General features: G+C 30.6%; 21 protein-coding genes and 2 pseudogenes. 15 read left to right on the top strand and 8 right to left on the bottom strand.

Translation table 11 applies throughout. The features are described 5' to 3' along the window. Positions 1 to 31 precede the first annotated feature (31 nt). Both AJ888_RS07975 and AJ888_RS07970 read left to right on the top strand, forming a co-directional pair. On the top strand, positions 32 to 871 hold the full coding sequence (locus tag AJ888_RS07975) for a cysteine ABC transporter substrate-binding protein (protein ID WP_070296231.1): 840 nt from the start codon (positions 32 to 34) through the stop codon (positions 869 to 871). A 40-nt stretch (positions 872 to 911) separates the two neighbouring features. Further along, positions 912 to 2,159, top strand: a complete 1,248-nt coding sequence (locus tag AJ888_RS07970; RefSeq protein WP_002861719.1) for an MFS transporter — start codon at positions 912 to 914, stop codon at positions 2,157 to 2,159. Here AJ888_RS07970 and AJ888_RS07965 read toward each other — a convergent pair. Continuing rightward, entirely contained in the window at positions 2,142 to 3,410 is a 1,269-nt protein-coding gene (locus tag AJ888_RS07965; protein ID WP_002861718.1) for a M20/M25/M40 family metallo-hydrolase, read from the bottom strand. The two genes, AJ888_RS07970 and AJ888_RS07965, sit on opposite strands and share 18 nt — an antisense overlap. 67 nt (positions 3,411 to 3,477) lie before the next feature. Between AJ888_RS07965 and AJ888_RS07960 the strand changes: the two genes are divergently transcribed. Continuing rightward, positions 3,478 to 4,005: a thermonuclease family protein gene (locus AJ888_RS07960; RefSeq protein ID WP_002861717.1), complete on the top strand. Its 528-nt coding sequence runs from the start codon at positions 3,478 to 3,480 to the stop codon at positions 4,003 to 4,005. A gap of 8 nt (positions 4,006 to 4,013) precedes the next feature. Next, a complete protein-coding gene (locus AJ888_RS07955) occupies positions 4,014 to 4,187 on the top strand; it encodes a hypothetical protein (RefSeq protein ID WP_002861716.1) in 174 nt (57 codons plus the stop codon). On the opposite strand, the gene AJ888_RS07950 is transcribed toward AJ888_RS07955, so the two are convergent. The 4 genes and pseudogenes from AJ888_RS07950 to AJ888_RS09540 form a co-directional block, all read right to left on the bottom strand. Further along, positions 4,188 to 4,766: a hypothetical protein gene (locus tag AJ888_RS07950; protein WP_002861715.1), complete on the bottom strand. Its 579-nt coding sequence runs from the start codon at positions 4,764 to 4,766 to the stop codon at positions 4,188 to 4,190. 71 nt (positions 4,767 to 4,837) lie between these two features. Next, on the bottom strand, positions 4,838 to 5,728 hold the full coding sequence (gene cmoB / locus AJ888_RS07945; RefSeq protein ID WP_079396324.1) for a tRNA 5-methoxyuridine(34)/uridine 5-oxyacetic acid(34) synthase CmoB: 891 nt from the start codon (positions 5,726 to 5,728) through the stop codon (positions 4,838 to 4,840). Positions 5,729 to 5,888: 160 nt separating this feature from the next. After that, positions 5,889 to 6,277, bottom strand: a pseudogene (locus AJ888_RS07940) (ShlB/FhaC/HecB family hemolysin secretion/activation protein); the annotation flags it as partial. A 39-nt stretch (positions 6,278 to 6,316) separates the two neighbouring features. Then, positions 6,317 to 6,846 (bottom strand): annotated as a pseudogene (locus AJ888_RS09540) (hypothetical protein); the annotation flags it as partial. Positions 6,847 to 7,178: 332 nt separating this feature from the next. Here AJ888_RS09540 and AJ888_RS07935 point away from each other — a divergent pair. Then, a complete protein-coding gene (locus AJ888_RS07935; RefSeq protein WP_002861711.1) occupies positions 7,179 to 7,553 on the top strand; it encodes a YbgC/FadM family acyl-CoA thioesterase in 375 nt (124 codons plus the stop codon). Here the strand turns inward: AJ888_RS07935 and AJ888_RS07930 are convergent. From AJ888_RS07930 to AJ888_RS07920, 3 genes are read right to left on the bottom strand one after another with little or no spacing between them, the layout of a single operon-like run. After that, entirely contained in the window at positions 7,545 to 8,735 is a 1,191-nt protein-coding gene (locus tag AJ888_RS07930; RefSeq protein ID WP_044793989.1) for a hypothetical protein, read from the bottom strand. The genes AJ888_RS07935 and AJ888_RS07930 overlap by 9 nt on opposite strands. After that, positions 8,732 to 9,340, bottom strand: a complete 609-nt coding sequence (locus tag AJ888_RS09270; protein WP_002881669.1) for a uracil-DNA glycosylase family protein — start codon at positions 9,338 to 9,340, stop codon at positions 8,732 to 8,734. Before AJ888_RS09270 ends, AJ888_RS07930 begins: the two co-directional genes overlap by 4 nt. Beyond that, complete coding sequence (locus AJ888_RS07920) at positions 9,337 to 9,816, bottom strand: GNAT family N-acetyltransferase (RefSeq protein ID WP_002853404.1); 480 nt, start codon at positions 9,814 to 9,816, stop codon at positions 9,337 to 9,339. Before AJ888_RS07920 ends, AJ888_RS09270 begins: the two co-directional genes overlap by 4 nt. 130 nt (positions 9,817 to 9,946) lie before the next feature. On the opposite strand from AJ888_RS07920, the gene rpmH reads away from it, so the two are divergent. The 10 genes from rpmH (at position 9,947) to AJ888_RS07870 (ending at position 20,658) form a co-directional block, all read left to right on the top strand. After that, the gene (gene rpmH, locus AJ888_RS07915; protein ID WP_002776864.1) at positions 9,947 to 10,081 is read left to right on the top strand and encodes a 50S ribosomal protein L34; all 135 of its coding nucleotides are present in this window, start codon (positions 9,947 to 9,949) and stop codon (positions 10,079 to 10,081) included. Next, positions 10,078 to 10,404, top strand: a complete 327-nt coding sequence (gene rnpA, locus AJ888_RS07910) for a ribonuclease P protein component (protein WP_002853349.1) — start codon at positions 10,078 to 10,080, stop codon at positions 10,402 to 10,404. Before rpmH ends, rnpA begins: the two co-directional genes overlap by 4 nt. Next, the gene (yidD, locus tag AJ888_RS07905; protein WP_002861708.1) at positions 10,401 to 10,742 is read left to right on the top strand and encodes a membrane protein insertion efficiency factor YidD; all 342 of its coding nucleotides are present in this window, start codon (positions 10,401 to 10,403) and stop codon (positions 10,740 to 10,742) included. The genes rnpA and yidD overlap by 4 nt, the downstream gene beginning before the upstream one ends. After that, positions 10,739 to 12,325 (top strand): membrane protein insertase YidC, encoded by a 1,587-nt coding sequence (gene yidC / locus AJ888_RS07900; protein WP_002861707.1) that lies wholly within the window; start codon positions 10,739 to 10,741, stop codon positions 12,323 to 12,325. The genes yidD and yidC overlap by 4 nt, the downstream gene beginning before the upstream one ends. 3 nt (positions 12,326 to 12,328) lie before the next feature. Beyond that, positions 12,329 to 13,147, top strand: a complete 819-nt coding sequence (locus AJ888_RS07895) for a Jag N-terminal domain-containing protein (RefSeq protein WP_002853389.1) — start codon at positions 12,329 to 12,331, stop codon at positions 13,145 to 13,147. Continuing rightward, on the top strand, positions 13,140 to 14,468 hold the full coding sequence (gene mnmE, locus AJ888_RS07890; protein ID WP_002861706.1) for a tRNA uridine-5-carboxymethylaminomethyl(34) synthesis GTPase MnmE: 1,329 nt from the start codon (positions 13,140 to 13,142) through the stop codon (positions 14,466 to 14,468). The genes AJ888_RS07895 and mnmE overlap by 8 nt, the downstream gene beginning before the upstream one ends. Positions 14,469 to 14,478: 10 nt before the next feature. Next, positions 14,479 to 16,665 (top strand): phosphoribosylformylglycinamidine synthase subunit PurL, encoded by a 2,187-nt coding sequence (purL, locus tag AJ888_RS07885; RefSeq protein WP_002861705.1) that lies wholly within the window; start codon positions 14,479 to 14,481, stop codon positions 16,663 to 16,665. After that, positions 16,662 to 17,432: a J domain-containing protein gene (locus tag AJ888_RS07880; protein WP_002861704.1), complete on the top strand. Its 771-nt coding sequence runs from the start codon at positions 16,662 to 16,664 to the stop codon at positions 17,430 to 17,432. Before purL ends, AJ888_RS07880 begins: the two co-directional genes overlap by 4 nt. A 2-nt stretch (positions 17,433 to 17,434) precedes the next feature. Then, complete coding sequence (gene purH, locus AJ888_RS07875; protein WP_002861703.1) at positions 17,435 to 18,967, top strand: bifunctional phosphoribosylaminoimidazolecarboxamide formyltransferase/IMP cyclohydrolase; 1,533 nt, start codon at positions 17,435 to 17,437, stop codon at positions 18,965 to 18,967. Positions 18,968 to 19,065: 98 nt separating this feature from the next. Then, positions 19,066 to 20,658 (top strand): methyl-accepting chemotaxis protein, encoded by a 1,593-nt coding sequence (locus tag AJ888_RS07870; RefSeq protein ID WP_002861702.1) that lies wholly within the window; start codon positions 19,066 to 19,068, stop codon positions 20,656 to 20,658. Positions 20,659 to 20,662 lie beyond the last annotated feature (4 nt).

The raw sequence follows: 20,662 nt of genomic DNA, 5'->3' as shown, positions 1-20,662 counted from the left end.
GCTTTAAGCTTATTTTAAAGAAAGGAAATGTATGAAAAAAATACTTCTAAGTGTTTTAACGGCCTTTGTTGTAGTAGTATTGGCTGCTTGTGGAGGAAATTCTGACTCTAAAACTTTAAATTCTCTTGATAAGATCAAGCAAAATGGAGTTATTAGGATTGGGGTATTTGGTGATAAACCACCTTTTGGTTATGTGGATGAAAAAGGAAACAATCAAGGCTATGATATAGCTTTAGCTAAACGCATAGCAAAAGAACTTTTTGGCGATGAAAATAAGGTGCAATTTGTTCTTGTTGAAGCTGCAAATAGGGTTGAGTTTTTAAAATCAAATAAAGTAGATATTATTTTGGCTAATTTTACTCAAACTCCGCAAAGAGCCGAGCAGGTTGATTTTTGCTTGCCTTATATGAAGGTAGCTTTAGGCGTAGCTGTACCAAAGGATAGTAATATAACTAGCGTAGAAGATTTAAAAGATAAAACCTTGCTTTTAAACAAAGGCACAACAGCAGATGCGTATTTTACGCAAAATTATCCTGATATTAAAACTTTAAAATACGATCAAAATACCGAAACTTTTGCCGCTTTGATGGATAAAAGAGGCGATGCTTTAAGTCATGATAATACCCTGCTTTTTGCTTGGGTGAAAGATCATCCTGATTTTAAAATGGCTATCAAAGAGTTAGGCAATAAAGATGTTATCGCACCAGCAGTTAAAAAAGGCAATAAAGAACTTAAAGAATTTATCGATAATTTGATCATTAAACTAGGCCAAGAGCAGTTTTTTCACAAGGCTTATGATGAAACTTTAAAAGCTCATTTTGGAGATGATGTTAAGGCTGATGATGTAGTGATTGAAGGTGGAAAAATTTAACAAAGGGCTTTTTGCCCTTTATATTGATTTAGGATAAAATATGCAAAAAAAATACAAAAATATTATTTATGCTTCTTTGGGTGGAATTTTGGAATTTTATGATTTTGTGCTTTTTGCCTTTTTTTTGGATATTTTTGCTAAGGTATTCTTTCCGCAAAATGATGCTTTTTGGATGCAGATAAATGCTTATATAGCCTTTGGTGCTGCTTATTTAGCGCGTCCTTTTGGTTCTATTGTGATGGCACATTTTGCTGATAGATATGGAAGAAAGAATATTTTTTATATTTCTATGCTTTTGATGGTTTTGCCTAGTTTTGCTTTAGCTTTTTTGCCAAGTTATGAAAGTATAGGTATATTTGCTACTTTGATTTTATTTACTATTCGTATTTTGCAAGGTCTAGCCGTTGGAACTGAGGTGAGCGGAGCTTGGATTTATGTGAGCGAATTTGTCAAAGGGCGTCAAATTCCTTTAGCTCTTGGTTTTATTTCAGCGACTTTAACCATAGGTTTATTGCTAGGAAATATTGCCACTTTAGGCATAAGATCTTATTTTACCCCAGAAGAAGTTCAAAGCTATGCTTGGAGAATTCCTTTTATCATAGGAGGATTTTTTGGAATTTTAGCTTTGTTTTTAAGAAATAAACTCAGCGAAACTCCAGAATTTGTAAAAGTTCAAAATGAAAAGAAAATTTTAAGTTTTCCATTGTTTGAAGCTTTAAAAACTCATAAAATGAGCATGCTTGTTTGTTTTTTAATGACCATGGTTTTAACAAGCGGTGTGGCAACTTTGATGATTTTGCCTAAGTATTTTGAAAGTCTTTTAGCTATGAGTAAAACTTCTGCTTTATGGGTACAAAATTTTGCTATTTTGGCGGTGATTTTTGGAGCTTTATTTCAAGGTTTTTTAGCAAGCAAATGGGGAAGCTATAGGATTTGTTCTATTTTTAGTATAGCTTTTATTATCTTTGGTATGCTTTTTAGTTTTTATGATGAGAAATTTTTATTTTATTTTTTACTGGCTTGTTTTACACAAGGTATTATCACTTTCGCACCTGTTTTTATGACACAAATTTTTAAAAGCGAACTTAAATTTAGTGGGCTTAGTTTTGCTTATAATATTTCTTATGCGATTTTAGGTTTTTTAACCCCTTTTGTAGTTAATGCTTTTTATAAAGAGTATTTAGGTATTTATCTTGCTATAGTCGGATCTTGCTCCTTATTTTGCGTGTTTTTGTTAAAACGCGTTTTTGCAAGAAGCAAGATTAAAGAATTAAGCATTGTCTTTTAAAACTTCAAAAACAACCTTAGATATTTTTTCAACTGAAGCGATTTCGCAATGCTCATCAGTTGAATGAGGATTATGGATATTTGGACCTATAGAAGCACATAAAAGCTCTTGTTTTTTCTCTATAATGCCACACTCAAGCCCTGCATGGATAGCTGAAACTTTGGCATTAGGCGATACTTTTTTAAGCGCTTTAAAAACCATGTCGCTAAGTGCGTTTGGTTTGCCTTCCCAAGGTGGATAGAAATTAAAACTTCTTACTTTAAAATCAAAAGCCTTGAAAAATTCTAAAGTTTCAAATTCTACTTGCTTAAGTCCATCAAGTATATTAGATCTTGCAAAAAGTGCGAATTTGATTTGTTTATCTTGCATTCTTAAAGTAGCTAGGTTAATGCTTGTTTGAACTATACCTAGATTTTCATCATAAGCTCTAACTCCATGAGTAAAAGAATTTATAAGGCTTAAAAGTTTGTTACTTTGATCGCAAATTTCAAATTCGCCTTCTTCTTTAAAATCGCATTTTATCCAGTTATTGCTCTTTACTTCATTTTTAAAATGCACTAAAGCTTTGGCGTGTTTAGGTATAGAATTGATTCTTTCTCCCCCTTCAAAAGAAATGATTTCTCCTTTATTTTCTTGTATGAATTTAGCCATTTCTTTGATGGAGCTTTTTTCGTTGCGTACGATATTTATACCTGAGTGTCCACCTTTAAAATTTTGCGCGCAAAGCTCATAAATTTTACCCTTTTTTCTAAGGGTATTAAAAGGCAAGCTAGCTTCTATATCTACTCCACCTGCACAGCCTATCATGATCTCATCATCGCTTTCATGATCTAAATTTAAAAGCATTTTAGATTCTAAAGTGTGCTCGAGTGAATTCACTCCCATGAGTCCTACTTCTTCATCGTTTGTAAAAAGACACTCTAAATTTTCAAATTCAGCCATAGCGCTCATCATGATGGCTATACCTATACCATTATCCGCGCCAAGACTTGAATTTTTGGCTCTTAAAAAGCCATTTTCTTCATAAACTTCTAAGTTTGGTGCATCGCCCATACAGACCATATCATAATGGCTTTGTAAGCAAATTTTTGGTTTGCCTTTTATGGCATGGATATTTCCTGCCTTATCTACACTCACCTTAAAGCCTTTATCTTTGGCGTAAGAGCTTAAAAATTCTTTCATTTGTTCTGTTTCATAACTGCAATGAGGAATTTTACATAATTGTTTAAAATTTTCTATAACATTTTGCATTTTATCTCCTTTGTTTTGATAAAATTATGGCATATTTTTTAAAATTTAAAGGCAAAATGATTAAAAAATGAGAATAAATTATAAAAAATTATTTAATTTAAGAAAATTACTAAGTGATCCAAAAAAACTTTTTTCTGTATTAATTTTTACTCTTGTAGTTGTTTTTATCCAGAATTATATTGCCCAAAATTCTAGTTTTGAAGGAAAAGTAGTTAGAATTATTGATGGAGATACTATAGAAGTTAATCATGAAAACAAACTCGCTAGAATAAGATTTTTTGGTATAGATGCACCAGAACTTAAACAAAGTTTTGGAAAGCAATCAAAAGAAGCTTTAAGTAGAATTTTAAGCGGTAAACAAGTTGAAATTATTTATAAAAATAAAGATACTTATGGTAGAATTGTTGCTATTGTAAAGCTTAATAATGTTGATATTAATCGATTTTTAGTAAGCAAAGGCTATGCTTGGGCTGATACTTACTATAGTAACGCTTATATTAAAGAACAAGAAAATGCTAAGAAAAATCATTTAGGTCTTTGGAAAGAGGGTAATCCTATAGAGCCTTATAAATGGAGAAAACACAATAAATTCTAAGGAAAAACATGAAAAAATATATTTTAATGATACTATTAGTTTTAGGAATTTCTGGATGTTTTGTAAATGAAAGAGGAATTTCAAATCGTTTTTATGATGATTGCAAAGAATATTATGATGGAAGTGGAACTTATCATAAGGATTGCCCAAAGAATTGGGTGGATATTAAAATGACTCCTTGATTATTTTCCACCTACAGAGGTCATTAATGCAGCTGCTACGGCTTCTGGATTGTTGATTTTGGCACCTTGTTCTTGATTTTCTGTAGGTTTAACAGTATTAAGTGGCGGACGCTTGAGTTTAAATATATGCTCATCAGTGCTAACAACTTGTATCGTTCCTTCAAACATTTTAATTTCTTTAACATGCCCGACCACTTTTACATCTCTTTTTTTGGAGGTTTCGTCAAAAAGTGCATGAGCTTCAAGTTCTAAAACATCGCCTAATTTAAGCGGAGCATAAAAAAAACATTTTGATCCAATAATCACTGAAAATTCTTTATTGATAGAGGCTTGTGCTACATAGTTTGCCGCAGCGAAAATAAAGGCATCAAAAATCAATCCTTGATCATCTGCTACCATTTCGCTTGTGGTTATTAAAATTGATTTGGCATAGTTTTTATCAATTTCTATAATGGTTCCAGCAAGCGAAGTGTTTAATTCAGGACAAGTGAGTAATTCTGCTCTAACACGAGATATATCTTCTGCAGATGCGTATTCTTCAAGTTGTGCATATTCTTCAAAATTATCTTTTTTTGCCATATCTAACCTTTAAATTCTACTTATCTACTTCAAAATATCTAAAGCCTAGATCGACAAAAAGCAAAAAGAATTTATATCCCAATACGCACATAAACTCTTTTGGGTGCTTCATAGCCTTCAATGGTAAGATTTTTATCCTTTGGATCTAAGAAATTTTCCAGCGAAAAAGAGTCTATCCATTCTGTTTTTCTTTGTTCGTTTTCATCGGTTTTTTTTGTAGCCAAAATTTCAAATTCTTTAAATCCTGCTCTTTCACACCAGTTTTTTAATGCACTAATGCTTGGTACAAAATAAATATTTGGAATTTTAGAATAAGTTTTATTAGGCACAAGAGCGATTTCTCTCTCATCTTCTATATACATGGTATCTAAAAAAACAACTCCATTTTTATTAAGTCCTGCTTTTAAATCTTTTAGCATTTTTATAGGATCACTTCTATGATAAATCACCCCAAGACAGAAAATCACATCAAATTTCAAGCCATAGCTTGGAAGATCTTCTACGCCTAAAAGTTCGTATTCTATAGGAGTTTTAGCTAAAGCGTTAATGAGTTCAAATTGCAAACGGTATTTGATAGAAGGATCAAAACCTATGAGTTTTGCAGGATTAAATTCAAGCATTTTAAACATATAATAACCATTATTACAGCCTATATCAGCAACGCATTTTTGAGAAATTTCGTTCATAAAAGGCTTTAAAATATTAAATTTAATAAAACTTTGCCATTCTGTATTGATGAAAAGATCGTCTATTTTAAAAGGACCTTTTCTCCATGGTTTAAGTTCTTTTGTTATAGCTAAGATTTCATCTTTGGCTTGAGAATTTGTAGATAAATTCACGCTATCATCTAAAGAAAAATTACAAGCAAGATTGAGAGCTTTAAGTTCTTGAATTTTAGCGTATAAAGGGTGATTTAGAAATTGTTTTTCGAGTAAATTTTCTTGCATTTTTATCCTTGACATTTGCTTTTAATGCTAAATTATAACATTAAAAGCTTTTATGGCAATATAAATTATATGCATTAAATATTTGATCAAAAATAAATTTTTAAAAACTCAAAATACTTCCCAAACTCACATAAGCTTTAGAACTATAATCATCATCTAATTTATATTTCTCTCAAGCTCTAGCTAAATAAAGCTTAACATAAAAATTCCCTGTTTTATTATAAAGCAGTTGTAAACCATAAGCATCCATATAGTTTGTTTCACTTGCTCTATATAGTTTAGAAACATTCTTACCAAGAATAACCTATATCATAAAAAGGAGTGATATAAAAATCTTTCAAAGGAGTAGCCATTCTAAGTCCAAAGCTAGCCACTACAGTATTATCTCTATCTTCATTATTATAAACCCTTACTCCATAAGGATCTACTAAAGATATAGTTTTACTATTATCTAGTATAAATAGATTCATTAATAACTTGTTGATAATTTAAGCTAAAAAGATGAGTAAAGGTATCATTAAAGAAATAAGCATTGTTAAGATTGACATTAAGTTTAGCAAATTTTCAAATTCTACTCCATCTACTTTGCTTGTTTCTATACCTCATTAAGAAATTCATGTGCTGATTGCTTTTAGAACTGCTAAGATTTTTATATGAGTATCTTTAGGTTTAAGATAAAAAACTGAACTAAGTTCTCCTTGTTCTAATATAAGTTTATTATAACTTGCATTAGCATAATCGGTTTTTGCTATGTTAAAAAAGGAAGTGCTCTAACTGTTTTTATTACTATGATTAGCTGTATTGACACTATTAAAAGAAAGAACTTTATCTTCTCTCATATCAGAAGCAAGTAAATAATGTTTAAAATTTAAATCGTTTATATTTATAATATTTACTTTAGTATTGTTATAAATTAAAGTAATATTGTTAATATCATGTTTAGAACTCTTAGAATAATAATTTATACCTTGGGGTTTTTATAAGTAGAATTGGTTTTATCATAAAGTTTGTTATCATTAAAATAATACTCTGGAATATTGAAATTTCGATTGTCTGTAGTATTTGCTTGAGTGACTAAAAGCATTGATGCTTAAGAAGGTAACAATAGAAAGTTTAAAACAAAATTTCTCTATACCCCTCCCCGTGAAGTTAAAAAGCTTAATGGCTGGCATAGATATCCTTAAATATTGATTATTATATTTTAACTATTTAACAATATCTGTAAATATTATTAAAAGGAAGCGTAATTATAATATTCTTAAGTATATTAATTATAAATAAAATATTTAAATAATATTAATAATAAAAAAGTTATTTTTTATAATATATATTTAATATTATTAAAAAGCTTTATTAAATTAATATTGGACGGAATTTTTTAATATAAGCTAAAAAGCGATATCAAAGAATTTCCGTTGTATAATCTAATGTTTTTTAAATGTAAAATATTTTTTAAGGTAAAGCGATGAAAATGCGTGTGTATTATGAAGATACTGATGCGGGTGGAGTGGTGTATCATAGTAATTATTTAAAATTTTGTGAGAGAGCAAGAAGTGAAATTTTTTTCAATAAAAAAGTAGATATTTTTGATGCGTCTAAGGGACATTTTTTGCTTGCAAAAGCAAATTGCAATTTCTTAAAACCTGCAAAACTTGGAGATACAATAGAGATTAAAACAAAAATTTTAGAAGTTAAAAATGCTTCTGTGGAAATTTCACAAGAAATTTATAAAGATGAAATTTTGCTTTTTAAAATGGAATTAACTTTAGCTTTTATTAAAAACGAAAAACCAGCTAGAATGGATATGCAGTTAAAAAAGCTCTTTGAAGAATTATTTTAATTCTTCAAAGCTTGCTTGTTTGCCTTGCATAAGACGCACTTTGTAATCAACTTGAGAATTTTTGATTTTCTCATCAAATAAACTTTCACTTTTTTTATTTAAGAATTCGGTATAAAAGTAATCAACTCCTATACTAGTGGCATAAGCAATCCAGTTATAATCTATACTTTGATTAAAAATTTCATTAAGATAGACTAAGTTATCATCGTGGTTATTGATAGAATTAGCAATGATGAAATTTTCTCTATCTCCTTGTTGTGTTAAACTTAAAAATGTTGGATTATAGTTGATTTGAGTGGATAAAAGCACATAAGGATGAATGTTATAAATTCTTAGTTGAGAACTTGCTAGAGCTGTTTTGATTAATGGAGTGTTAAAAAATATTGAGGCATTATTAACTCCGCCTTGTGATCTTAAAAGTCTGCTAAAATCAAGCTTCTCGCCTTCTATGGTATATATTCTAGCATTATTATTTTGAGCAAGAATTCTTGAATTTAGATTGCTTGATAAGGCAGAGCCATCGCTAAATATTGCGATATTAGCATTTGATTTGCGTAAAAGTGTGGCAATTTGAGCATCATAGTCAATACTTCCAAAAATAATATTTTGATTTGAAAATTGTATGTTGTTTTTATGGATGGTCGGTATAAAAATTTTCATATTTCCTGAGTAATTTTTCAACTCATTGGCACCTTTTAGAGTAAATCCAGCTATGGCATACTGATATCCTTGAGCTTGTGCTGCATCAAGCGCGGCTCGAATTTTATCACTATCTTCTGTGCCAGTTAAAAAAACTTTTACTTTGATTTCAGCTCTTTGTCTTAAAAGATAGGCTATGCTTGAATTTATTATAGTATTTGAGTAGCTTTTTATGGTTTTTTCTGGGATAATTATCGCAAGTTTAACAGAAGTAATTTTTTGAACATTTTTTTCAAAATCAGTAATGGAATTTAATAATTTTGCATAAACATTAGATAAAAATTGATCGTTTTGGTCTGCAAATTCACTTAAAAAACTGAGATACAATCTTGATTCTAAAAGATCAAAAAGACAATTTGTGTTGCATTCTTGAACGCTTAATTTAGGATAAAAATTTTCAACAGGTTTTACATCGACTAATTTTTGCTCTTTTGCATTAAGCAAAAAGCAAGATAAGAAAAATATTAAAAATATTTTTTTCATAAAAATCCTTTAATTTTTTTTAAATCTTGTATGAAATTTTTTTCATAACTTGGATTTTTTTCTATAAAATCTAAATCATAACTTGGCATTATGAAAAAATTTTTATAAGCAAAAACTTCACCTTTTAAAATGTGATAATCTTTAAATCCCAAGCTTTTAAATGTGTATTCTCCTAGACAAAGCAAAAAAGCAGGTTGAATCAGTTTTAGTTCGTTCCAGAAAAATGGTAAGCAAGATTGTAGCGAAAAATCATCAAATTTTCCATTACAAAAACATTTAAATAAATAAGAAAAATAAAAATCTTCATCGCAAAGCCCTAAAATTTGATAAATATAGTGTTTTAATTTTTTACCTTTTTTTGAATTAAGTAAAATTCCGCTTTCATTTTCACTCTTTTGCCCAAAAACATCAAGAATTAGCAATTTGGCATTTTTTATCTTAGGCTCCATAAGACTAAATTTTCTTGTTTTGGAAAATTGGCATAAGGTGCAAGATGAAACAAGTTGTTTTAATTCTTGAAAATTTTGTACTTGTTCAAAGTGGTTTGTATGTGTATCAACAAAGTTAAATCCCATAGCTTTTAAATAATAAAGACTTCTTATCATAAATCACACAATTTTTCTAAATTTTCTCCACTTAGACGATAATTTCTCCATTGTTTAAGATGTTTAGCGTTTAAACTTTCATAAAAATTAATACCTAAAATATTATCATTTAAGCAAACCCAGTCGAGTCTTTTTAAATTTTCTTTTTTGCAAATTTCTCCTAAAAATTTAAAAACAGCTTTTCCATAACCTTTTTTACGAAAATCTTCTCGTATATAAATATCTTCAAGATAAATTCCACCGCTACCCCAAAAAGATGAAAAAGTATAAAAATAAATCATATAGCCTATAGTTTTTTCATTTTCTTTTAACAAAAAAGCACGAGCAAATTTATTTTTTAGTAAAGAATGTTCTAGTTTTTCTTTCGTGCATTGAAGAAAATCTAACATATCTTCGTATTTTGCAAATTCTATGATCATTTCTTGTAAAATATCTAAATCTTCTTGTCTTAAATCAATAATTTTAAATTCTGACATTTTTAACCTTTTAAAAATAATTTCAAAATTTATCAAAAGAATTTAAAAATTACTCTTAATCAAAAGCAATTTATAAGTAAGATTAAGATAAAATACAAGTTTATTTTATAATTTTTTAAGGAAAAATCAAATGAAAAGAACTTATCAGCCGCATGGCACTCCAAGAAAACGCACTCATGGTTTCCGTGTTCGTATGAAAACTAAAAATGGTCGCAAGGTGATCAATGCAAGACGCGCTAAAGGTAGAAAAAGACTTGCTGTGTGAAAAATTTTGATAAATTTAGCACAAACGAGGAATTTTCATCTGTATATAAAGTAGGTAAAAAATGGCATTGCGAAGGTGTGATCATTTTTTATCTGAATAGTTATGAAAAAAAAATAGCAGTTGTTGCTAGTAAAAAAGTTGGAAAAGCAGTGGTTAGAAATCGTTCAAAACGAATTTTAAGGGCTTTGTTTGCTAAGTTTGAAAGATATCTTCAAGATGGCAAATATATTTTTGTAGCTAAAAATGAAATCACTGAACTTTCTTTTTCTAGGTTAGAAAAAAATCTAAAATGGGGATTGAAAAAACTAGAATGTTTCAAATGATATGCCTAAAAATACTCCGTTTTTATCAGAAATTCTTAAGCCCTTTAAAACCCGCTGCTTGTAGGTATTATCCTAATTGTTCTGAGTATGCACTTTGGCAGTTTCAAAAAAAGAATTTTTTTCTAGCTTTTTTTTCTACTTTTTTTAGAATTTTAAGATGTAACCCTTTTTTTAAAGGGGGATTTGATTATCCTAGAGTTTCTAAAAATTTTTATCCTATGAATTTATGTTTTAAGCCTATATTTTTAGCAAAAAAACAACTTTGTTTTTTATACATACCTTATAAAAATAAAAGTTTTTATCTTATAAAAATCATCTTTAAAAGGACAAATCAGTGAATAATTCAAATAATATTTTTCAGCAAAAGCGTATACTTTTGGCTGTTGTGATTTCTTTTTTATTTTTTGTTGTTTATGATTATTTTTTCATTCCAAAGCAACCTTTAAAAATAGAACAAAACATTACACAACAAAATCAACAAAACACAAGCATAAATAACACTCCTAATATACAAAATACCACCACAAATACTCCAAGTGCGGCTTTAGTTTCGCAAGATAGTGTGATATCTAAGGTTCAAAGCAAACATTTTGAAGCACAAATTGACTCTTTTGGTAGAATTTCTGCTTTTTATTTAAAAGATAAAAAATACCAAAATGAGAAAGGGGAATTTATAAATCTTGTCAGCAAGGAAAATAGTCCTTATCCTTTAGAAATGCGTTTTAGTGATCCAAGTATTAACTCAGAGGCTTTTAAATTTCCTTATATTGCTAACTCTAGCAATCTTTTTGTTGATGAAAATGGAAGTCAAGTTTTAAAACTCACTCAAAATCTTTCCGGATTGAAAATCGAAAAAGATATTACTTTTTATCCAAAAGGAAATTATGAGATAGAAGTTAAACTCAGCAAAAATGCAAATTATTTTATAAGTCCAGGATATCGTCCAAATATTGCCGTAGATAGTTATACAGTTCATGGTGCTTTGGTAATGGATAATAAAGAAACCATCGAAACTTATAAAGATGGAGATGTAGAGAAGGATGAAAGTGCTAATAATGTCGTAATGACTTCGGCTTTTGATAGATACTATGCAACTTTCTTTTATAATTTTGATAAACCTTTAAATGTGGCAATCAGCAAGGATGCTAATAAAAACCCTATAGTTTTTGCTTATAGTGATAATGAATTTAAAGCAGGGGGTTATATAGGTTCTAAAGAACATGTGATTTTAAGAAGTATAGATCCACGCCTTGAAGCAGTTGTTGAATATGGTTGGTTTACTTTTATTGCTAAGCCTATGTTTGAGTTTTTGAATTTCTTACATCAGTATATAGGAAATTGGGGTTGGGCTATCGTTGTGATGACTTTAATTGTGCGTATTATTTTATTCCCACTAACTTATAAATCTATGATTTCTATGAATAAACTTAAAGATCTTGCTCCTAAAATGAAAGATATTAGAGAGCGTTATAAAGGCGATCCACAAAAAATGAATATGCACATGATGGAGCTTTATAAAAAACATGGTGCAAATCCTATGAGTGGTTGTTTGCCTATACTTTTACAAATTCCTATTTTCTTTGCTATTTATCGCGTTTTGCTTAATGCTATTGAGCTAAAAGCAGCTCCTTGGGCGTTTTGGATACATGATTTATCGGTAATGGATCCTTATTTTATTTTGCCTATTTTAATGGGTGCAACGATGTTTTTACAACAACTTATCACACCTATGACTATACAAGATCCTATGCAAGCTAAGATTATGAAATTTTTACCAGTGATTTTTACTTTTTTCTTTATCACTTTCCCAGCAGGACTTACGCTTTATTGGTTTGCAAATAATCTTTGTTCTTTGGTTCAACAATGGGTTATCAATAAAATATTTGCTAAAGAACATCACAAAAAAACAAGTGGAGCATGAAAAATGAAAATCGAAGCCATTGATCTTCAAAGTGCCTTAACAGAAGCTTCAAGAAGTTTAGAATGTTCTGTGATGGACTTAGAATATGAGATTATTCAGCATCCAAGAAAAGGTTTTTTTGGATTTGGAAGAAAAAAGGCAATTATAGAGGCTAAAGCAAAAAAAAGGATTTTGAAAAAAAATCCTAAAAAAGAATTTACAAGTTCAAAAAATCACAAACCAGAAACACATGAGCCAAAACAAGAAAACAAGATTGAAATAAAAAATGAAAAAAATAAAAGTCAAAAAGAAAAATACACAGTAAAAAGTGATGAAATTTTTGATAGTTTTCATCGAGAAAGCAAAGGAGTGCGTAATACTCAGGATATTTTAGATGAGATTCGTATTCAGCTTGTAAAACTTTTAGAAAGCTCCCAGTTTAAAATAGAGCTTAGTGAACTTAGAATGTATGATGAAGATTGTGTTTTGATTCGATTGGATGGGGAAGATGCTGCTTTGATGATAGGCAAAGAAGCACATCGTTACAAGGCTATTTCTTATCTTTTGCATAATTGGATCAATTTAAAATATAATCTTTTAGTGCGCCTTGAGATCGCTCAATTTTTAGAAAATCAAATTCAAGGTATGCAGCTTTATTTACAAAGCGTGATTGAAAAAATTAAAATTCATGGACGCGGACAAACCAAACCTTTAGATGGGGTTTTGATAAAAATCGCTTTAGAGCAGTTAAGAGCTGAATTTCCAGATAAGTATGTAGGAATTAAGCAAAATAATGATCAAAGATTTGTTGTAATAAACGACTTTTTCAAAAAAGATGAGTGATACTATAGCGGCTATTGCCACAGCTCATGGCGTGGGTTCGATTTCTATTGTAAGATTAAGCGGTGAAAGAGCTTTAGAATTTGCCTTAAAGCTTAGCCACAAAACCAAACTCACCCCCCGCCATGCTACTTTTACAAAACTTTTTAATCAAAACAATGAAATCATCGATGAAGCTATAATGATATATTTTAAAGCTCCTTATAGTTTTACAGGTGAAGATATAGTAGAGTTTCAAACTCATGGAGGATTTAGTGTGAGTGAAGTTTTACTCGAAGAACTTGTGAGTTTAGGGGCAAGACTTGCTTTAGCGGGAGAATTTAGCAAAAGAGCGTGTTTAAATGGCAAAATGACTCCTTTAAAAGCCTTAAATATACAAGATCTCATACTTTCAAAATCTGCGCTTGCAGCTAAAATTATAGCACGCAACATGCAAGGAAATCTAGGAGAACTTTTAGAAAAAATTCGCACAGATTTGGTTAAAACTTTAGCTTTTGTAGAAACTAGCATTGATTATGCTGATGATGATTTACCTTCTGATTTATTAGAACAAATTTCTACTATGTGTGAAGAAAATTCTAAAATTTTAAAAGAAGTTTATACACTTTCTCAAAGCAGAAAAGGACTTATAGAAGGTTTTAAAATCGCTATTGTAGGTAAGCCAAATGTAGGCAAATCCTCGCTTTTAAATGCCTTGCTTTCTTATGAAAGAGCTATTGTTTCAGATATAGCGGGAACTACTCGTGATACTATAGAAGAGAGCTTTAAACTAGGAACGCATTTATTACGCATTATAGATACAGCGGGTATTAGAGAAAGTAAAGATGCTATAGAACAAATCGGCGTAGCTTTAAGTAAAAAAAGTTTAGAAGATGCAGATATTATTTTAGCAGTCTTTGATGCTTCAAGAGTGCAAGATAAAGAAGATGAGAAAATTTTTGACTTATTAGCAAATACTGATAAAAAAATCTTTTGGATTTTAAATAAAAGTGATTTAGAAAATGTTTTCAAAAATATTCAAAATAAAAATTTTATCAAGCTTAGTGCTCAAAAAGACATCACTTTGTTAAAAGAAGAATTGCAAAATTATCTTAATTCTTTTGATAGCGAAGGTATTATGGTAAGTTCTTTAGATCTTATTAATGCTTGTAAAATTTCAAGCGAAGCGATTTTTAGAGCTAAAGGACTTTTAGAGGAAAGTTCTTTAGAACTTTTTGCTTTTGAACTTAATTTAGCTATTAATGAACTTGCAAGATTTACCAAAGATTTTCAAAGAGATGAAATTTTAGACGAAATGTTTGGTAATTTTTGTTTAGGAAAATGAAAGGATCAAAATGGATAAAGAAACCATAAAAGCACATAAAATCAGCGATGAAGAATATGCACAAATTTTAGAAATTTTAGGACGAGAACCAAATCTGTTAGAACTTGGGGTTATTTCTGCGATGTGGAGTGAGCATTGCTCTTATAAATCCAGCAAAAAATATCTTAATGGTTTTCCAACTAAAGCACCTTGGGTGATTCAAGGCCCAGGAGAAAACGCAGGGGTTATTGATATCGGGCAAGGTATGGCAGCAGTTTTTAAAGTAGAAAGTCACAATCATCCTAGCTTTATAGAACCTTTTGCGGGTGCGGCTACAGGAGTAGGGGGAATTTTACGTGATGTTTTTACTATGGGCGCAAGAGTGGTTGCGGGGCTAAATTCTTTAAAATTTGGCGATATTTATGATGAAAAATGCGGCAAACATCAAAAATACCTTGTTAAAGGTGTGGTAAATGGAATTTCTCATTATGGAAATTGCATGGGTGTGCCAACTATAGGTGGAGAATGTGCTTTTGATGAGTGTTTTAATGGAAATATCTTAGTTAATGCCTTTGCTTTAGGGGTTTGTAAAAGTGAAGATATCTTTTATGCTAAGGCTGAAGGTGTAGGAAATCCTGTGATTTATGTGGGTTCAAAAACAGGGCGTGATGGACTTGGTGGAGCGGTTATGGCAAGTGATAGTTTCAATGAAGAAAGCAAATCTTTGCGTCCTACAGTGCAAATTGGCGATCCTTTCAGTGAAAAACTTCTTATGGAGGCTTGTTTAGAGCTTTTTAAAACCGATTATATTGTGGGTATTCAAGATATGGGTGCTGCAGGGCTTACTTCAAGTTCTTTTGAAATGGCAGGAAGAAGTGGCAGTGGCATGAAACTTTACCTAGATAAAACTCCTATGCGTGAAAGCGGTATGACTCCTTATGAGTTAATGCTTAGCGAGTCTCAAGAAAGAATGCTTATTTGTGCAAAAAAAGGCTATGAAGATAAGGTTATAGAAATTTTTAAAAAATGGGATTTAGATGCTGTGGTTATGGGTGAGGTTACCAATACAGGAAAAATGGAACTTTTTTGGCATGATGAGCTTGTAGGGCTTATTCCTATCGAGCCTTTAAGTGAAAAAGCGCCGGTTTTAAGTCGTCCTATAAGTGAGCCAAAATATTTAAGTGAAATTAAAGACTATAAATTTGAGCTAAAATCAAGTATTCAAGAGCTTTTTATACAAATGTTTCAAAATGAAAATATTAATAATAAAGCTTTTATTTATGATCAATTTGATTCAAGCGTGCAAACCAATACCATAAAAGCTGATGGAGGATTAGGTGCTAGTGCTATTCGCATCAAAGAAAATGGTGTAAGTGTGGCTATGGCTGTAGAGTGTAACTCACGCTTAAATTATGTAAATCCTAAAATAGGAGCAGCTTTAGCAGTAGCTTCTGCAGGAAGAAAGGTTGCTTGCACAGGAGCTAAGCCTTTGGCAATAAGTGATTGTTTAAATTATGGAAATCCGCAAAATCCTGAAGTGATGTGGCAATTCGCACAAGGTTGTGAAGGTATTAAAGAAGCTTGTAAAGAGTTAAATACCCCAGTAGTAAGCGGCAATGTTTCACTTTATAATGAAACCGAAGGTGTAAGTATTTATCCAAGTCCTACTATAGTAAGCGTAGGGGTTTTAGAGGATGCAAATAAAACCTTAAAAGCTAGTTTTGAAAAAGAAAATTTAAGCGTTTATCTTTTGGGTGAAAGTTTAGGAGAATTTGGTGGATCTATGGTAATGAAAATCCAAGATAAAAAAGTATCAGGAAGCCTTAAAGAGCTTGATTATAAAGCTGAACTTGCACTTTGGGATTTGCTTTATAAAGCCAATCAAAATTCTTTACTTGAGTGTGCCAATAGCGTAGGAATAGGGGGTATTGCTATGACTTTGGCAAAAATGTTTGCTATTTCTAGTGTGGGTGCAAATTTAACAAGTGGTTTTGATGATGAAAAAATGATTTTTGATGAGAGTGCAAGTCGTGCTATAGTAGGGCTTAGTAAAGAAAATGAAGAAGCTTTTTTAAATTTAGCTAAAGAATTTGGAGTAAAAGCTTATAAATTAGGTGTGAGTACAAGCCAAAAACATTTTAAACTTGATAGTATTGAGTTAAGCAAGGCTGAACTTGATAAGTTTTATTTTGAAAGTTTTAAAGAGCAAATCCAATGACTTTAGTTTTAATTATACTCGTTGTTTTGGTGTTTTACTGGTATTATAAAACTTGGGGAAAACAGGATTTTTTAAACTCAGCCACAAGAGGAGCTAAAGGCTTTGCTAAGGGTTTTGCTCGTGGAGTTATGGAAGAAAGAATGGATGAGTTTAAAAGGCGTATGAATTACTATGTTATCGCACTTTTGGCAAAAATTGCAAAAAGCGATGGCAGAGTAAGTGAAAATGAAGCTGAAATGATCAAAGATCTTTTAGATGCAAATGCTAAAGATGAAAAAGAAAGAGCTTTTTTAAAAGCAAGTTTTAATGAACATAAAGAAAATTTAAGCGATGCTTTTTATGTGGCAAAAGATTTTTTAAAAGAAGTACCTTTACCTAAAAATGAGCGTTTTAATGTCTTGCGTGTGCTTGTTTTTATGGCTTTAATCGATGCAGATTTTAATGCTAAAAAGCGTGAAATTTTAGAGCAAATCGCTAAAGCCTTTGATATAGCAAAAAGCGAACTAGACGCTTTTATAGCAAGTCTTTCAAATTTAAAAAGTGCTAAAAAAGAATTAAGTCTTGATGAAGCTTTTGCTATTTTAGAACTTCCAAATAATGTAGATTTAAATGCAGTAAAAAAACAATACCGCAATTTAGCAAAAAAATATCATCCTGACATTTTAAACGCAAACAATGTCAGCGAAGAAGAACTTAAAATCGGTGTAGAGAAATTTCAAAAAATCAATGAAGCTTACGAAAAAGTTAAAAAACATTTAGAAAGGTAAAAATGAGAGCATTACTTAGTGTGAGTGATAAAGAAGGCATAGTAGAATTTGGCAAAGAGCTTGGAAATTTAGGCTTTGAGATTCTTTCAACAGGCGGGACTTTTAAGCTTTTAAAAGAAAATGGAATAAAAGTTATAGAAGTGAGTGATTTTACAAAAAGTCCTGAGCTTTTTGAAGGGCGTGTGAAGACTTTGCATCCTAAGATTCACGGTGGGATTTTGCATAAAAGAAGCGATGAAAATCATATCAAACAAGCAAAAGAAAATGAAATTTTAGGCATTGATCTAGTTTGTGTAAATTTATATCCTTTTAAAAAAACTACCATTATGAGCGATGATTTTGATGAAATTATAGAAAATATCGACATAGGCGGACCTGCGATGATAAGAAGTGCAGCAAAGAACTATAAAGATGTGATAGTGCTTTGCGATCCACTTGATTATGAAAAAGTGATTGAGACTTTAAAAAAAGGTCAAAATGATGAGAATTTTCGTTTAAATTTGATGATAAAAGCTTATGAGCATACAGCAAATTACGATGCTTATATTGCAAATTATATGAATGAACGCTTTAACGGAGGTTTTGGAGCGAGCAAATTTATAGTAGGACAAAAAGTATTTGATACAAAATATGGAGAAAATCCACATCAAAAAGGGGCTTTATACGAGTTTGATGTCTTTTTTAGCGCAAATTTCAAAGCCCTTAAAGGCGAAGCAAGTTTTAACAATCTAACCGATATTAACGCAGCTTTAAATTTGGCTAGTAGTTTCGATAAAGCTCCAGCTATTGCTATAGTAAAACATGGAAATCCTTGCGGTTTTGCTATAAAAGAAAATTTAGTACAAAGCTATATATATGCTTTAAAATGCGATAGCGTCAGTGCTTATGGAGGAGTGGTTGCAATCAATGGAACTCTTGATGAGGCTTTAGCAAATAAAATCAATGAAATTTATGTAGAAGTAATCATTGCAGCCAATGTAGATGAAAAAGCTTTAACTGTGTTTGAAGGTAAAAAACGCATTAAAATTTTCACTCAAGAAAGTCCGTTTTTAATCCGCAGTTTTGATAAATATGATTTTAAACATATTGATGGGGGTTTTGTATATCAAAACAGCGATGAAGTAGGCGAAGATGAGCTTAAAAATGCAAAGCTTATGAGTCAAAGAGAGGCAAGTAAGGAAGAATTAAAAGATCTTGAAATCGCTATGAAAATAGCAGCATTTACCAAATCAAACAATGTTGTTTATGTAAAAAATGGCGCTATGGTGGCTATAGGTATGGGTATGACAAGTAGAATCGATGCAGCAAAGGCAGCAATCGCTAAAGCTAAAGAAATGGGACTTGATTTGCAAGGTTGCGTTTTAGCAAGTGAAGCCTTTTTTCCTTTTAGAGATAGCATAGATGAAGCAAGTAAAGTAGGGGTTAAAGCTATAGTAGAACCAGGCGGAAGTATAAGAGATGATGAAGTGGTAAAGGCGGCTGATGAGTATGGTATGGCGCTTTATTTCACAGGCGTAAGACATTTTTTACATTAAGTTTAATGGAATGTTATGTTTTTTACACATAATTCAATAAAAATTAAATAAATTATGTGTAAAATATTTCCGAAAAATTTTATTTTTAGGAAACTATGATGTTTAAAACTATAGGATTTAAGGTTTCTGCTGCAATTTTTGTGGTGTTGCTTATAAGTTTTATTGTAATGCAAGTGATTTTAAATTTGGACTTTAAAAATACTGCCAATAAAATGAGCAGGGCAAATTTAGATACCGTAAGTACTTCTGTTTTTCAAACAATGAGAATGGCTATGAATTTAGGAGATCCTGAAAAAATTAAAGAAGCCATTGAAGATGCAAAAAGTATAGAGGGTATTAGTGATATTAAAATTTATCCTTCAAAAGATACTATAGATCTTTTTGAGATGAAAGCCCCTCAAATTTCAAATGATAAGCGTATTATAGAACAATTTTCAAATCCTAAAATTCAAGCTTTAGAAGAAAATGTAAATGGTGTTGTGCATTTAAGATTGATACGCCCTTTGATTGCAGATGAAAGTTGTGTTGCTTGTCATGCAAATGCTAATGTAGGGAGCGTGATAGGGGTTATGGATATATCGCATTCTTTAGAAGGTGTTCAAAAAGATATAAGTAAAACCAGTCAATCTTATATTATAATATTTACTATTGCTTTGATTTTTACCCTTTGTGTGGTTCTTTTAATGCTTAAAGTTGTTGTTGGAAAGCCTGTTTTAGAGCTTTTAAATCATGCTAAAGAATTAGCTCAAGGAAGTGGCAATTTAAAAGCTCGTATTTCAGTTAAAGGTCAAGATGAAATTGCTTTAGCTTGTGGATATATCAATCAATTTATCGAAAAAACTCACAAGGCAGTTAGCGGTGCAAGTCATAATTCAAAAAATGTAGAAAAACAAAGCAATCTTTTAAATTCAAATGCTATTTCTTTAAGTGATATCAGTTCACAAAGTCATAAACAAATAGATCAAAGTTTTAAACTTGGTGCAAATGTTGGCAATGAACTTGGAGAACTTGCTAGTTTGTCAAATAAGGCAAATAGTGCCAATGAAAAATCCTTTTTATTATTAGAGCAAATGCTTAAATCTTTGTTTAATGTTGCTAATAAAGTATCAACAGTATCTCAAAATGAAAATGAATTGGCTAAAAAAGTTGAAAACATGGTTAATCAAGCAGGTAATATACAAAAAGCAACTCAAATGATGGATGAGATTGCAGATAAAACCAATTTACTATCCCTAAATGCTGGCATAGAAGCAGCTAGGGCTGGTGCATTTGGACGAGGTTTTTCTGTAATTGCTGAGGATGTTAGGCAGTTGGCTCAGAACAGTGAAGAATTTTTGGGAAATGTAGCTCAAATTACAAAAGAGCTTTTGCAAAGTATTAATGAGGTTAGCGCAGAATTAAAGAAAAATGCTCAAAGTATACAAGCTTTAAATGATGACACCACTTTATTGGTTGATGATGCTAATGAGGTTAAATTATGCAACGAAGATGCTAGGGCTTTGGTAACTCAATGTACTGAAAAAATAAAAATTTCCCAAGAGAATATACAAAATTTACTTTCTCGTATGCAAAAAAATGTCGAAGTAAGTGAAAAGAATGAAGAAATTTCTAAAATTCTGCTTCAAGTTGCAGATGAGTTAAAAATAGTGTGTCATAATCTCGAAAGCGAACTTAACCAATTTCAAATTTAAAGGA

It is taken from the genome of Campylobacter sp. BCW_6467 (assembly GCF_001762855.1).
GTDB classification, from domain to species: domain Bacteria; phylum Campylobacterota; class Campylobacteria; order Campylobacterales; family Campylobacteraceae; genus Campylobacter_D; species Campylobacter_D jejuni.
The sequence above is the reverse complement of the archived record's forward strand: the minus strand, read 5'-3'. Positions and strand labels throughout refer to the sequence as shown.